This is a genomic window from Mycobacterium pinniadriaticum (assembly GCF_026242045.1).
In the GTDB taxonomy this organism is placed as follows: Bacteria; Actinomycetota; Actinomycetes; order Mycobacteriales; family Mycobacteriaceae; genus Mycobacterium; species Mycobacterium pinniadriaticum.
In genome coordinates this window covers 187,256-201,271 of record NZ_JAPJDO010000001.1, presented here as the reverse complement: position 1 = coordinate 201,271, position 14,016 = coordinate 187,256, and the positions used below count along the sequence as shown (strand labels likewise).

The window sequence follows — 14,016 nt, the reverse complement described above, 5'->3', positions numbered from 1 at the left end:
GGGCCCGGGAGGATACTTTCCCCATGCGGGTGTTGGTCGTCGAAGACGAAGTGGTGCTGGCCGATGCGATCGCTGCAGGTCTGCGCCGCCACGCAATGGCAGTCGACATCGCCTACGACGGGGCCAGCGGACTCGAACGCGCGACCCTCAACGACTACGACGTGATCGTGCTCGATCGGGGCCTGCCCGTCCTCGCCGGCGACGACGTCTGCGTCGAATTGTCCACGTCCGGGCGCCTGGCCCGAATCCTCATGCTCACCGCCGCCAACGCGGTCGCCGACCGGGTCAACGGTTTACAGCTCGGCGCCGATGACTACTTGAGCAAGCCGTTCGCCTTCACCGAGCTAGTGGCGCGGGTGCAAGCACTGAGCCGGCGATCACAAGCGGCGGTGCCGCCGATTCTGGAGCGTAGCGGGATCAGGCTCGATCCCCACATGCTCACAGTGACTCGTGATGGCGCTCCCATCAGCATGTCCCGCAAGGAGTTCGCGGTGTTGGCCGAGCTTCTGCGGGCCGATGGCGCCGTGGTGTCGGCCGAACACCTGCTGGAGAAGGTGTGGGACGAGCACACGGATCCCTTCACCGGGGCGGTGCGCTACACCATCATGATGGTGCGCCGAAAGCTCGGGCCGCCAACGATCATCGACACCGAAACCGGTGTCGGATACCGCCTGGGGTGACGCAACTGGAGCCCACGAGAATTCGGACATCCAGGCAGAAGTGAGAGCGCAGTCGAGCGACGAATCCCCGCTCTCAGTTCTGACTCGTTGCGAGTTCTACTCCTCGAGCGTCCTGCCGCTGTGCATCTTGAGAGCGTCGTTGACGTTGGCCTTCTTGTCCTCGCTCTGGCCTGCCTCGGCGGCCTTCTTACGCTTGGCCGTGACCTTGGTGACGACCCCGTCCAATTTCGAGCCAAGTGGGAAACCGAGGTAGTGCGTCAAGAAGATCGCCATCTCCTTGAGTTCCTCAGGCGTGAGTTCCTCGTTGTGCAGGGCGGCGTTGGCCTGGATCTCGGCCAGGTCGGAAATGCCCAGTGCGGTGACGACGGTCAGCGTCATGATGCGTTTGTCCCGCATGGACAATCCCGGCCGCGTCCAGATGGTGCCGAACAGGTGATCGGCGGTGAGCGCGAAATAGTCACCGGGCGAATCCGGCATCTCCCAGCCGTAGACCTCGTTCATCTTCTCCAGGCCCTTGCGGCGCAACTCGTCCATCGTCACTCCTTCGTGTGGGGGACACCAAGTCCGGCGGCCAGGTCCCGTAGCGCTATCTCGGCCAGCGGCAGTTCCACGCCATGGGCCTCGCCGAGACCGAGCGCCAGCTTCAGATCCTTCTCGGCCAAGCCCCGAGTATGGATGAACATGTCGTAGAGGAAGTGGCCCGGCTCCAGCGGCTTGGTGTCGTCGCGGAACATGATCGCGCCCGGACCGCCGCTCTGCGCGTCGCTGTGCCGCACCACCCGCCCCAGTTTCTGCATGTCGATTCCGGCCGCCTCGGCGAGCCGCTGCGACTCGCACGCGGCGGTGAAGCCGATGAACGTCAACATGTTCCGCGCGATCTTCATTCGGGTACCCGCGCCGGGCTCGCCCGCCCGGACCACCAGCGAGGCCCACTGCTTGAACACCGGCTTGACGATCTCGTACGCCTCGTCGTCCGCGCCGACCATGACGGCCAGCTCACCCTTGTCGGCCGCGCCGGCGCCACCGCTGACCGGAGCGTCGACGATATGAATGCCCTTTGGGCGCACCTGATCCGCCAGCTCAGCGGCCGTGCCCGGCTCGATCGTGGAATGGATCGAGATCACCGTTCCCGGCTTAGCGTGTTCGGCCAGCTGACCCACCACATCGCGCACCTGCTCGTCGTTGAGCACAGTCACTTCGATGACGTCCGCCGCCGCTACGTCGGCGACACTGTCAGCGAGCGTGGCGCCGAGTTCGGCCAACGGCGTCATCGCTTCGGTCCGCACATCGAAAACGATCAGCCCGCCGGGCCACTCGACGAGCCGCTTGGCCATCGGCGCACCCTGGTTGCCCAACCCGATGTACCCGACCTTGACCTCACTCACGAGCGGAAGATCTGTCCGCCGTCGACATTGAAGATCTGGCCGGTGATCCACTTGGCCTGATCCGACAGCAGGAACAGACACATGCCGACCAGATCGTCGACCTCACCCATGCGCGACAACGGGATTCCCTTGACGATGTCGGCAACCATCTCCTGCGGGGTGGTGCTCAGGTTCGCCTCGGTATTGATCGGTCCGGGCGCGATCGCGTTGATCCGGATGTTCTGGCCGCCGAGCTCGGTGGCCAGCTGCTGGGTGAGGCTGTTGACCCCGGCCTTGGCCAGGCCGTAGTAGTTCGAGTACAGCCAGGCCGCTGTGGACGACTGGTTGACGATCGCTCCACCGCCGCGCTTGGCCATCTTCCGGTACACCGCACGGGTGCAGACCAGCGCGCCGTCCAGGTTCACGCTCATGAACTTCTTGTAGTAGTCCCAGTCCACCGTGATCAGGAAGTCCAGCTTCATCCCGCCGAAGATCGCGGCGTTGTTCACCAGGTAGTCGATGCCGCCGAACTCGGCGAGCGTCGCATCCGCCATCGCCTTGGCCGAGACGGGGTCGCTGACGTCGACCGGCAGAGCGAGCGCGGTGCCCCCTTCACCCTTGATTCCATCGGCGACCTTCTGCGCGCCTTCGGTGTTGATGTCGGCGACCACCACCGCCGCGCCCTCGCGGGCAAGTGCCTCGGCGTAGGCCTGGCCGATACCGCCGCCCGCGCCGGTGACGATGGCAACCTTCTCGTCGAACTGTCCCATGTACGTTCCTCTCTCGGCCACCGGATTAGACCGCTGTGGCAATGACTTTCAGCTCTAGGTATTCCTCGAAGCCGGCTAGGCCCATCTCCCGGCCGACCCCGGACTGCTTGTAGCCGCCGAACGGCGCGTCCGCCGAATACCACACCCCACCGTTGACATTGACGGTGCCGACCCGCAACCGGTCCGCGACGGACTGCGCACGGTCGAGATCGGTGCCGAACACGGTGCCCGACAAGCCGTACGGCGAATCGTTGGCGATGCGGATCGCATCGTCGTCACCGTCGTGGGCGATGACCGTCAACACCGGGCCGAAGATCTCCTCGCGTGACACGCGGGCGCTGTTGTCCAACCCGGCGATCACCGTCGGCTCGATGAAGTATCCGGTGTCGCGGTCGGCCGGCCGGCCACCGCCGCACGCGAACCGGCCACCCTCTTCGATCGCGAGATCGAGGTAGGACTGCACCCGGTCGCGCTGACGCTCGGAAATGACCGGCCCGCAGATGGTTCCGGGGTTCGTCGGATCACCCGGCTTGATACCGGCCATGGTCGCCGCTGCCGCCTCGACCGCCTCGTCGTAGCGCGCCCGCGGCACCACCAGGCGGGTGGTGATCGCACAGCCCTGACCGGCGTGCATCGACGCGGTGAAGGCCGACATCGAGCAGGCGCCGGCCAGATCGGCGTCGTCGAGCACCAGGAACGCCGACTTGCCTCCGAGCTCCAGGAAGACCTTCTTGATGGTGGCCGCACCGGCGGCCATCACCGCGCGACCGGTATTGGTCGAGCCGGTGAACGACACCATGTCCACCCGCGGGTCGCTGGACAGCAGCGCCCCGACCGAGTGGTCGTTGGACGTGACGATGTTGACCACGCCCGGCGGGATGTCGGTGTGCTCGGCGATCAGCTCACCGAGAACCGCCGCACACCAAGGGGTATCGGGTGCCGGCTTGAGGACGATGGTGTTACCTGCCGCCAGCGCGGGTCCCAGCTTGGCCAGATTGATCTGGTGCGGGAAATTCCACGGGGTGATGGCGCCGACGACCCCGACGGCCTCGCGGACGATCGTGCGCTGGGTCTTAATGCCCATCGGCGAGGCGACGCCGAGATCCTGCCGCCACGAATAGGTCTCGGCGGTATCGGCACTGAAGGACAGGTCTTGGACGGGACCCTCCAGCTGTGCGGCCGCGGTCAGCATGCGCGGGGCACCCACCTCGGCCATGGTCATCTCGCGCAGTTCCTCGATGTGCTCCTTCATCGCATCGCGCAGCTGACGGATGGAGCGCACCCGCAGTTCGGTGTTGGTGGACCAGTCGGTCGTGTCGAAGGCACGGCGCGCGGCCTCGATGGCCCGACTCATGTCCTCGGCGTCGCCGTCGGCGGCCGTACCCAGGATTTCCTCGGTGGCCGGGTTGATCGTCGGGTATCTGCCGTTGCCACCCGGCACCAGCTTCCCGTCGATGAAGAGATCGCTGTTCCTGTCGGCCGCAATCGCCATCCCAAATCCCGTCTGCTTCATTGGACACGTGTCCGAGATTCTGTCTTTCGAACCATAGCCTCAGACGTGTCCGCGGTGCAAGGGTATCCGAAAAGCATGCCCCTATACCTATTTGAACAGGCATTTCATGGCGATCCCTTGCCTTGCCACGCACGCGTCCGATAACTTGGACATGTGTCCAGCGATGCCGTGCTTGCCGTCACCCCCGACGGTGACGGCGCGCCACGTAATCGCCGCCAGGAAGAAACCTTCCGCAAGGTGCTGCGGGCGGGCATGGAGATGCTGCGCGAGTCGTCATACGCAGACCTCACGGTGCGGGCCGTCGCGGCTCGCGCGAAGGTGGCACCGGCGACGGCTTACACCTACTTCTCCTCGAAGAACCACTTGATCGCCGAGGTCTACCTCGACCTGGTCGGCCAGGTCCCCTACTTCACCGACGTGAACGACACCCGGCTGCATCGCGTGCAGCAGTCGCTGCGCAGCCTGGCGCTGGTGATCGCCGACGAGCCCGAGTTCGCCGCGGCGTGCACCACCGCGGTGTTGAGCAACGACGCCGGGGTGCACCGGGTGCGCGACCGTATCGGCGCCGAGATTCACAAACGGATCAAGTCGGCATTGGGGCCGGACGCCGATCCGCAGATCGTGTCGGCATTGGAGATGACCTACTACGGCGCGCTCGTGCACGCCGGCAGCGGCACCTTGAGCTACCGGGAGGTCGCCGACCGGATGGGGTATGTCGCGGGACTTATCTTGGGAGAGAGCCAATGAATGTGCAGACGCCAGAACGGTATGTCGAGCTGGTGCTGGATCCCTACGACTACGACTTCCACGAGGATCCCTACCCGTATTACAAGCGGCTGCGCGACGAGGCCCCGCTGTACTACAACGAGGAGCTGAAGTTCTGGGCGGTATCCCGGCACCGGGACGTGTTGCAGGGCTTCCGGAACAGTACGACGCTGTCCAACAAGTACGGGGTCTCGCTCGATCCGGCGTCTCGTGGCCCGCACGCCTCCAAGACGATGTCCTTCCTGGCGATGGACGATCCGGCTCATCTGCGGCTGCGGACCCTGGTCTCGAAAGGCTTCACCCCGAGGCGGATTCGTGAACTGGAGCCTCGCGTCACCGAGATCGCCGTGAAGCACCTGGACGCCATGCTCGACAAGGCCTCCTCGGGAGAGGCCGTGGACTACGTCGACGAATTCGCCGGCAAGCTGCCGATGGACGTCATCTCCGAACTCATGGGGGTGCCCGAAGCCGACCGCGTGCAGGTTCGGGCCTGGGCCGATGGCGTGATGCATCGTGAGGAAGGTGTCACCGACGTGCCGCCGGAGGCGGTCGAGGCGTCGCTGAACCTGATCGTCTACTACCAGGCCATGGTGGAGGAGCGGCGCAAGAAGCCAACCGAGGACCTCACGACGGCCCTGTTGGACGCCGAAATCGACGGCGACCGGCTGACCGACGACGAAGTGCTGGGATTCATGTTCCTCATGGTGATCGCCGGCAACGAGACCACCACCAAACTGCTTGCCAACGCGGCATTTTGGGGGCACAAAAACCCCGACCAGCTCGCGGAAGTGTATGCCGACCTGTCCCGGGTACCGCTGTGGGTCGAAGAAACGCTGCGCTACGACACGTCGAGCCAGATCCTGGCCCGCACCGTCGCCGGCGAGCTGACCCTCTACGACACAGTCATTCCCGACGGTGATGTGGTGCTGCTCCTGCCCGGGTCGGCCCACCGCGACGAGCGGGCGTTCGAGAACCCCGACGACTACATCATCGGCCGCGACATCGGCGCCAAGCTGCAGAGCTTCGGCAGCGGCGCACACTTCTGCCTCGGCGCCCACCTGGCCCGCATGGAGGCACGAGTGGCGCTGGAAGAGCTGTTCAAACGCATCCGCGGCTACGAAGTCGACGAGGCCAATTCGGTGCGCGTCCACTCCAGCAATGTCCGCGGTTTCGCCCACCTGCCCATCACAGTGCAGTCTCGCTAGAAGGATCCCGTTGATATGCCACGTTTTGCTCCCCTTCCCGACCGCAGGCCCGCCATCGTCGCCGGCGCCTCGTCCGGTATCGGAGAGGCCACCGCCTTCGAGCTCGCCGCTCACGGGTTCCCGGTCGCACTGGGTGCGCGGCGTGTGGAGAAGCTCGCCGACATCGTCGGCAAGATCAACGCCGAGGGCGGCGAAGCCGTCGGCTTTCACCTCGACGTGACCGACCCCAATTCGGTGAAAGCATTTGTCGCACAGTCGACTGAGGCACTCGGAGATATCGAGGTGCTGGTCGCCGGCGCCGGTGACACCTACTTCGGCAAGCTCGACGAGATCACCAGCGATGAGTTCGACTCCCAGCTGCAGATCCACCTGGTCGGTGCGTTCCGGCTGGCCAGCGCCGTTCTCCCCGGCATGCTGGAGCGCCAGCGCGGCGACCTCATCTTCGTCGGCTCCGACGTCTCGCTGCGCCAGCGCCCCCACATGGGCGCCTACGGCGCGGCCAAGGCCGCACTGGTCGCGATGGTGACCAACTTCCAAATGGAGCTGGAGGGCACCGGCGTGCGGGCCTCGATCGTGCACCCCGGCCCGACCAAGACGTCCATGGGCTGGAGCCTGCCCGCCGAGAAGATCGGCCCAGCCCTTGAGGATTGGGCCAAGTGGGGGCAGGCGCGCCACGACTACTTCCTGCGCGCCGCTGACCTGGCACGGGCCATCACGTTCGTCGCGGAAACGCCGCGCGGCGGGTTCATCGCGAACATGGAGCTCCAGCCCGAAGCTCCGCTGGCCGACAACAAAGACCGCCAAAAGCTCGCTCTGGGCGAGGAAGGAATGCCGTCGTGACCGTCACCAAGGAAGTACAGCGCGTCTCCGGAGGCGAAGAGGAACACGGCCATCTCGAGGAATTCCGCACGGACCCGATCGGCCTGATGAAGCGCATCCGCGAGGAGTGCGGCGACCTCGGCTGGTTCCAGCTCGCCGATAAGCAGGTGATCCTGCTGACCGGCGCCGAGGCCAACGAGTTCTTCTTCCGCTCCAGCGACGCCGATCTCAACCAGGCCGAGGCCTACCCGTTCATGACGCCGATCTTCGGCGAGGGCGTGGTGTTCGACGCCGACCCCGAGCGCCGAGCCGAGATGCTGCACAACACCGCGCTGCGCGGTGAACAGATGAAGGGACACGCCGCCACCATCGAGGCCGAAGTCCGCAAGATGATCGCGAACTGGGGCGACTCCGGCGAGATCGACCTGCTGGAGTTCTTCGCCGAGCTGACCATCTACACCTCGACCGCGTGCCTGATCGGGCTGAAGTTCCGCAACCAGCTCGACTCCCGGTTCGCCAACTACTACCACCTGCTCGAGCGTGGCACCGACCCGCTGTGCTACGTCGACCCGTACCTGCCGATCGAAAGCTTCCGGATTCGCGACGAAGCCCGCGCGGGTCTCGTCGAGCTGGTTCAGGAGGTCATGAACGGACGAATCGCCAACCCGCCCAAGGACAAGAGCGATCGCGACATGCTCGACGTCCTGGTCTCGATCAAGGACGACGAGGGCAATCCGCGGTTCTCGGCCAACGAGATCACCGGCATGTTCATCTCGCTGATGTTCGCCGGCCACCACACCAGCTCGGGCACCTCCTCGTGGACGCTCATCGAGTTGCTGCGCCACCCCGACTACTACGCCCAGGTGCAGCAGGAGCTCGACGATCTCTACGCCGACGGCCAGGAGGTGAGTTTCCATGCGCTGCGCCAGATTCCGAAGATCGACAACGCTCTCAAGGAGACCCTGCGCCTGCACCCGCCGCTGATCATCCTGATGCGGGTGGCCCAGGACGAATTCGAGGTGGAAGGCTATCCGATCCACAAGGGGCAGATGGTGGCCGCCTCGCCGGCGATCTCCAACCGGATCCCCGAGGACTTCCCCAACCCGGACGCCTTCGATCCGGACCGCTACGAGAAGCCGCGACAGGAGGACATCGTCAACCGCTGGACCTGGATCCCGTTCGGCGCCGGGCGGCACCGCTGCGTCGGCGCGGCGTTCGCCCAGATGCAGATCAAGGCGATCTTCTCGGTGCTGTTGCGGGAGTATGAGTTCGAGATGGCCCAGCCCCCGGAGAGCTACCAGAACGACCACTCCAAGATGGTTGTTCAGCTGGCCCGACCCGCCAAGGTCCGCTACCGCAAACGCGTCAAGGACTGACATGGGTTGCTACCGAATCGAACTCGACGAGGACCTCTGCCAGGGCCACGCCATGTGCGAACTGGAGGCGCCCGACGTCTTCAAAGTGCCCAAGCGCGGCCCGGTCGAGATCGTCGACCCCGAGCCGCCTGACGACATGCGCGAGGACGTTGAACGAGCAGTCGAAATGTGCCCCACCCGAGCACTGTCCATCACCGAGAAATAGAGAAGGCGGAACAATGGCGTCACGCGAACAACTCGAAGACTGGGTCCAGCGCTGGCTTCAGGCCAACAAGGACTCCGAAAAAGCCGGCGACTGGAAGAACCTGGCCGAGTTCTATACCGAAGACGCCACCTACGGGTGGAACATCGGCCCCAAGGAAGACGTCATGTGCGTCGGGAAGGCCGAGATCCGCGACGTCGCGCTCGGCCTGGAGATGGAGGGCCTGGAGAATTGGGTCTACGAATACCAGAAGGTCCTGATCGACGAGAAGCAGAACGAGATCGTCGGCTTCTGGAAGCAGATCGCCAACAAGTCCGACGGCACCCGCGACGAGATCTACGGCATCGGCGGCAGTTGGTTCCGGCTGACCGAGAAAGACGGGGCTCTGCTCATCGAGTGGCAGCGTGACTTCTTCGACTTCGGCCACGTGCAGAAGGCGTTCGTCAACCTCATCTCTTCCGGCGACCTCACCGCGACCATGCAGAAGCGCATCGAGCGCAGCATGGCGGGCGAGAAGCTGCCCGGCTACTACCCCCTCGGTGAGGCCCCGGTTCCGATCTGGTGAATACTCGACGGCCGTCAAGAAACCGGCCCCCGACGGTGACCCCGGAGGTGACGGAGGTCATAATGGTCCACAGAACAAGAACACGTTCTAACTTTGGCCTAGATTGACTATCCGGCCTGGCCGGCCGCCTTGGAGAAGCCCGGGGCGAGGTTTTGCGAGTGGAGGTTCGCAGTGAAGACAAAAGGCGCTCTCATCTGGGAGTTCAACAAGCCATGGTCGATCGAGGAAATCGAGATCGGCGACCCCGCTAAAGGCGAGGTCAAGATCCAGATGGAAGCGTCGGGCATGTGCCACTCCGACCACCATCTGGTGACCGGCGGCATTCCGATGATGGGCTTCCCAGTGCTCGGTGGACACGAGGGCGCCGGCGTCGTCGTGGAGGTCGGCGAGGGCGTCGAAGACGTCGCCGTCGGAGATCACGTCGTGCTCTCGTTCATCCCGTCGTGCGGCAAATGCCCGTCGTGTCAGGCCGGCCTGCGCAACCTGTGCGATCTGGGCGCGGGTCTGCTGGCCGGCACCGCGATCGCCGACGGCACCCACCGCATCACCGCCAAGGGCGAGCCGGTCTTCCCCATGACGCTGCTGGGCACCTTCTCGCCCTACATGGTCGTCCACGAGTCCTCGGTGGTGAAGATCGATCCGTCCATCCCGTTCGAGGTGGCCTGCCTGGTCGGCTGCGGCGTCACCACCGGCTACGGCTCGGCGGTGCACACCGCTCAAGTCCGGCCCGGTGAAGACGTGGCCGTCGTCGGTGTCGGCGGCGTCGGCATGTCGGCTCTGCAGGGTGCGGTGAACTCGGGCGCCCGATTCATCTTCGTGATCGACCCGGTGGAGTGGAAGCGCGATCAGGCCCTGAAGTTCGGCGCCACCCACGTCTACCCCGACATCGAGTCGGCGATGGCGGGCATCGCCGAGGTCACCCAGGGCTTCATGGCCAAGAAGGTGATCGTGACGGTCGGCGAGGTGCACGGCGCCGACGTCGACAACTACATGAACCTGACCGCCAAGTCGGGCACATGCGTGATGACCGCGATCGGCAGCATGCTCGACACCCAGGTGACGCTGAACCTGGCGCTGCTGACGCTGATGCAGAAGAACCTGCAGGGCACCATCTTCGGTGGCGGCAATCCGCACTACGACATCCCGCAGCTGCTGTCGATGTACAAGGCCGGCAAGCTCAATCTCGATGACATGGTGACCCGCCAGTACCGCCTCGAGCAGATCAACGAGGGCTATCAGGACATGCTGGAGGGCCGCAACATCCGCGGTGTCATCCGCTACACCGACGAGGACCGCTGACCTTCCGCGTGTCGTGTGAGGACCTTCCGGGCCGTGTCCGCCTTGCCCCCGGCGCGGGCACGGCCCGGAGCTCATGAACCGGTATGCATGAGCACCTTCCCGAACCTGTTGCGCCCCGGGCGGATCGGCCCGATGACATTGCGCAATCGGCTCGTGATGTCTCCGATGGAGACCATGTACGGCACCCCGGACGGCCTGCCGTCGGAACGCACCCGCGACTACTTCGCCGCCCGCGCCAAGGGCGGGGTCGGTCTGATCACCGTCGGAGCCACCGGCATCGACCACCGCCATCCCGAGACACCCGGGGGCCTGCACTTGGGCACCGACGAAGCAGTCGGTGCCCACCGAGCGCTGGTCGATTCGGTACACGAGCACGGCGCCAAGATCCAGCCCCAGATCGTCCACGCCGGCCCCGACGGACTGGGTCCGGAGATGCACGGGGTCACCTCGCTGGGCCCATCGGTCATTCCGTCCTACCTCACCGGCCGCCCGTCGGCCGAGGTGACCACCGCCCAGCTGACCGAGATCATCGACTTGTTCAAGGCCGCGGTGCGGCGGGCTGCCGAGGCCGGCTACGACGGCATCGAACTCCACGCCGCGCACGGCTACATGTTCCTGGGATCCTTTCTCGCCCCACAACGCAACCGGCGCACTGATGACTATCGGGGCGACTCGGTCGGCGGGCGGGTCCGCGTGGTGCTGCGGACGCTGGCGGCCATCCGGTCCGAGATCGGCGACGCGCTGCCGATCACGCTGCGGATTTCCGGCTACGAACGGGTGGCCGGCGGCCGCCCGAGCTACGAAACCGCCCAGGTGGCACCGCAACTGGTGGACGCCGGGGTGGACGCCTTCCACGTCAGCGGCGGGGTCATCGACCGTCTGGTCACCGGCATGGTCAACGCCGCCGACGACGGGGATGCGCTCAACGTCGGTGCGGCGGCCGCGGTCAAGCAGGTGGTGGACGTACCGGTGATCGTCGTCGGCCGCATCCACGATCCGGTGCGAGCCGAACAGATCCTCGCCGAGGGCCGGGCCGATTTCGTCGCCATGGGGCGGCCGATGCTGGCCGATCCCGACCTGGCGGCCAAACTTCAGACCGGACAAGCCGACCGGGTTCGCCGCTGCATTTCCTGCGAGAACTGCATCGATGCGATGGAACAGCGATTCTCCGTCGACTGCGCGGTCAACCCCCGTACCGGCAAGGAACGGGAGCTGGCGGTGCGTCCCGTCACGCACCGCAAACGCGTCGTGGTGATCGGCGGCGGCCCCGGTGGTCTGGAAGCCGCCCGGGTGGCTGCCGAACGTGGACACCACGTCAGCTTGTTCGAGCGCAACGGGCAGCTGGGCGGGGCGTTGGTGTGGGCGTCGATCCTGCATCCGGAGAACGAACCGTTTCTACGGTATCTTCGTGGCGAAATCGCGCGCAGCTCAGTGGCCGTGGAACTGTCTCACCCGGTCGAGGCGGACGAGATCGTCGCCATGGACCCTGACGCCGTGATCGTGGCCACCGGCGCCACGGTCGTGGTTCCCCCGATCGACGGGGACCACCACCGGAGCGTGCACAGCGGACCCGCGCTTCGTGAGCTATTGGCCGGGCACGCCGACCCCCGACAGCCGGCCTGGCAGCGACTCGGCGCGGCGGTGCTCTCCGGCCGGGCACAACGCCTCGTCCAGCCCGCCTCGGTTCGGCTGGCGAGTCGGGCCTGGCTGCCGCTGGGTCGTCGCGTGGTCATCGTCGGCGGCGACCTCGTCGCGGTAGAACTGGCCGAATTCCTCGCCGCCCGGGGACGATTCGTCACCGTGTTGGAATCGGACCGGACGATCGCCCCCGAGATCGGGCTCAAACGTCGCACCGAGCACATGGACCGGCTCGACCGCCTGGCGGTGCCGGTGCACGTCCGGACGGAGGTGCACCGGATCACCGACGGCGCTGTGGCGTTCACCCCGTACGGCGGGACCCCACGAGAGGTGGCCGCCGACAGCGTGATCGTCGCCGGACACCCCGAGGCCGACACCGCACTGTTCGACGCCGTCACCGACCGGCTGCCCGGCGCCAAGGTGCACGCCGTCGGGGACTGCACTGGTTTGGGATTGATCCGAAAAGCCACCGAAGATGGCGCTCGCGCCGCCTGCAGTATCTGACAACGAAGGAGAGGAACCATGTCCACCACCACTGAGCAGACACCGGCGCTGGCCGCGTCGCAGGCGTCCTGGAAGTGCGTGATGTCGCACGACCGGGCGGGCTGGCTGGCCCTGATGGCGCCCGACGTCGTGATCGAGGATCCGATCGGTCAGGCCATCACGAATCCCGACGGCCAGGGTGTGCGGGGTAAGGACGCCGTTGCGGAGTTCTACGACGCCAACATCGCGATCAACAACCTTCGCGTCACCTGCGAGGAGACCTTCCCGTCGAGTTCCCCCAACGAGGTGGCTCATATCCTGGTGTTGCGCAGCCAGTTCGAGGGCGGGCTCACCAGCACGGTGCGCGGTGTGTTCACCTACCGGGTCAACGAGGCCGGTCTGATCAGCAACATGCGCGGCTACTGGAACATGGACGGCATGCAGTTCGGTCAGGCCCCAGCCGAGCAGTGAGCGACCGGCCGCTCGAAGGGTTCGGAACCGTCGTCGTCGGCGGTTCGCGGGGTATCGGCGCAGCCGTCTCGGCACTGCTGGCCGGCTGTGGCGCCGGTGTGGTGGTCAACGGCCGCGACGCGGCGGCGGTTGACGCAACCGTCTCGTCCATCACCTCAGCCGGTGGCGCGGCCCTCTCGCACGCCGGCTCGGCCGCTGAAGAGTCGGTGGCGCAGGATCTGATCGCCCTGTGCGAGAAGGAATTCGGTGCGGTCGACGCTTTGGTCAACTGTGCGGGGGCACCCGAGCCCCCCGGATCGTCGATACTGAACGTCACCACTGACGAGTTCCGCCGGCTGATCGACGTCCACCTGATCACGACGTTCGCCACCTGCCGCGCCGTGGCGCCGAAGATGGTGGCCAGGGGACGCGGCGCCATCGTCAACACGAGTTCCTTTGCATTCCTGGGTGACTACGGCGGCACCGGATACCCGGCCGGCAAGGGCGGGGTGAACGGTCTGACGATGGCGATCGCCGCGGAGTTGGCCGAGTATGGGGTTCGCGCGAATGTGGTGTGTCCCGGGGCGAAGACAAGGCTGTCCACCGGGCCGGAATTCGAGGAACAGATCGCGTCGCTGCGTCAGCGTGGCCTGCTCGACGAGGTCAGCGCACAAGGCGCGTTGGACGCCGCACCCCCCGAGTACGTCGCCCCGATGTACGGCTACCTCGTCAGCGACCTGGCCAGGAGTATCACCGGCCAGATCTTCATCGCCGCAGGCGGCTTCGTCGGGCGCTTCGACCGACCCTCCCCCAGCCTGATCGGCTACCGGGATCATCACGACAGCCCGCCCTGGTCGCTGGACGAGATCGCGGCCATGCTGGCCTGA

15 protein-coding genes are annotated in these 14,016 nt (G+C 65.9%); 11 read left to right on the top strand and 4 right to left on the bottom strand.

Annotation, left to right across the window (positions count from 1 at the left end; translation table 11 throughout):
• Positions 1–23: 23 nt before the first annotated feature.
• Positions 24–680 (top strand): response regulator transcription factor, encoded by a 657-nt coding sequence (locus ORI27_RS01020; protein WP_265994653.1) that lies wholly within the window; start codon positions 24–26, stop codon positions 678–680.
• A gap of 96 nt (positions 681–776) precedes the next feature.
• Here the strand turns inward: ORI27_RS01020 and ORI27_RS01015 are convergent, their stop codons facing one another.
• Genes ORI27_RS01015 through ORI27_RS01000 form a run of 4 tightly spaced genes read right to left on the bottom strand, consistent with a single transcriptional unit; the run spans position 777 to position 4,306 of the window.
• A complete protein-coding gene (locus ORI27_RS01015) occupies positions 777–1,214 on the bottom strand; it encodes a carboxymuconolactone decarboxylase family protein (protein ID WP_265994654.1) in 438 nt (145 codons plus the stop codon).
• Positions 1,215–1,216: 2 nt separating this feature from the next.
• A complete protein-coding gene (locus tag ORI27_RS01010) occupies positions 1,217–2,065 on the bottom strand; it encodes an NAD(P)-dependent oxidoreductase (RefSeq protein ID WP_265994655.1) in 849 nt (282 codons plus the stop codon).
• Positions 2,062–2,814: an SDR family oxidoreductase gene (locus ORI27_RS01005; protein ID WP_265994656.1), complete on the bottom strand. Its 753-nt coding sequence runs from the start codon at positions 2,812–2,814 to the stop codon at positions 2,062–2,064. The genes ORI27_RS01010 and ORI27_RS01005 overlap by 4 nt, the downstream gene beginning before the upstream one ends.
• A 25-nt stretch (positions 2,815–2,839) precedes the next feature.
• Positions 2,840–4,306, bottom strand: coding sequence for an aldehyde dehydrogenase (locus ORI27_RS01000; protein WP_265994657.1), 1,467 nt, complete (start codon positions 4,304–4,306; stop codon positions 2,840–2,842).
• 174 nt (positions 4,307–4,480) lie between these two features.
• Between ORI27_RS01000 and ORI27_RS00995 the strand changes: the two genes are divergently transcribed.
• The 10 genes from ORI27_RS00995 (at position 4,481) to ORI27_RS00950 (ending at position 14,016) form a co-directional block, all read left to right on the top strand.
• Positions 4,481–5,074, top strand: a complete 594-nt coding sequence (locus ORI27_RS00995; RefSeq protein ID WP_265994658.1) for a TetR family transcriptional regulator — start codon at positions 4,481–4,483, stop codon at positions 5,072–5,074.
• Positions 5,071–6,297 carry a cytochrome P450 gene (locus tag ORI27_RS00990; protein ID WP_265994659.1) on the top strand — a complete coding sequence of 409 codons (1,227 nt, stop codon included), beginning with the start codon at positions 5,071–5,073 and terminating at the stop codon, positions 6,295–6,297. The genes ORI27_RS00995 and ORI27_RS00990 overlap by 4 nt, the downstream gene beginning before the upstream one ends.
• Positions 6,298–6,312: 15 nt before the next feature.
• Positions 6,313–7,137 carry an SDR family oxidoreductase gene (locus ORI27_RS00985; protein ID WP_265994660.1) on the top strand — a complete coding sequence of 275 codons (825 nt, stop codon included), beginning with the start codon at positions 6,313–6,315 and terminating at the stop codon, positions 7,135–7,137.
• Positions 7,134–8,492, top strand: a complete 1,359-nt coding sequence (locus ORI27_RS00980; protein ID WP_265994661.1) for a cytochrome P450 — start codon at positions 7,134–7,136, stop codon at positions 8,490–8,492. Before ORI27_RS00985 ends, ORI27_RS00980 begins: the two co-directional genes overlap by 4 nt.
• A 1-nt stretch (position 8,493) precedes the next feature.
• Entirely contained in the window at positions 8,494–8,697 is a 204-nt protein-coding gene (locus ORI27_RS00975; protein ID WP_265994662.1) for a ferredoxin, read from the top strand.
• 13 nt (positions 8,698–8,710) lie between these two features.
• Entirely contained in the window at positions 8,711–9,259 is a 549-nt protein-coding gene (locus ORI27_RS00970) for a nuclear transport factor 2-like protein (protein WP_265994663.1), read from the top strand.
• 171 nt (positions 9,260–9,430) lie between these two features.
• Positions 9,431–10,558 carry an NDMA-dependent alcohol dehydrogenase gene (locus ORI27_RS00965; RefSeq protein ID WP_265994664.1) on the top strand — a complete coding sequence of 376 codons (1,128 nt, stop codon included), beginning with the start codon at positions 9,431–9,433 and terminating at the stop codon, positions 10,556–10,558.
• Positions 10,559–10,645: 87 nt separating this feature from the next.
• Positions 10,646–12,700, top strand: a complete 2,055-nt coding sequence (locus tag ORI27_RS00960; RefSeq protein WP_265994665.1) for an oxidoreductase — start codon at positions 10,646–10,648, stop codon at positions 12,698–12,700.
• An 18-nt stretch (positions 12,701–12,718) separates the two neighbouring features.
• Positions 12,719–13,150 carry a nuclear transport factor 2 family protein gene (locus ORI27_RS00955; RefSeq protein ID WP_265994666.1) on the top strand — a complete coding sequence of 144 codons (432 nt, stop codon included), beginning with the start codon at positions 12,719–12,721 and terminating at the stop codon, positions 13,148–13,150.
• The gene (locus ORI27_RS00950) at positions 13,147–14,016 is read left to right on the top strand and encodes an SDR family NAD(P)-dependent oxidoreductase (RefSeq protein WP_265994667.1); all 870 of its coding nucleotides are present in this window, start codon (positions 13,147–13,149) and stop codon (positions 14,014–14,016) included. The genes ORI27_RS00955 and ORI27_RS00950 overlap by 4 nt, the downstream gene beginning before the upstream one ends.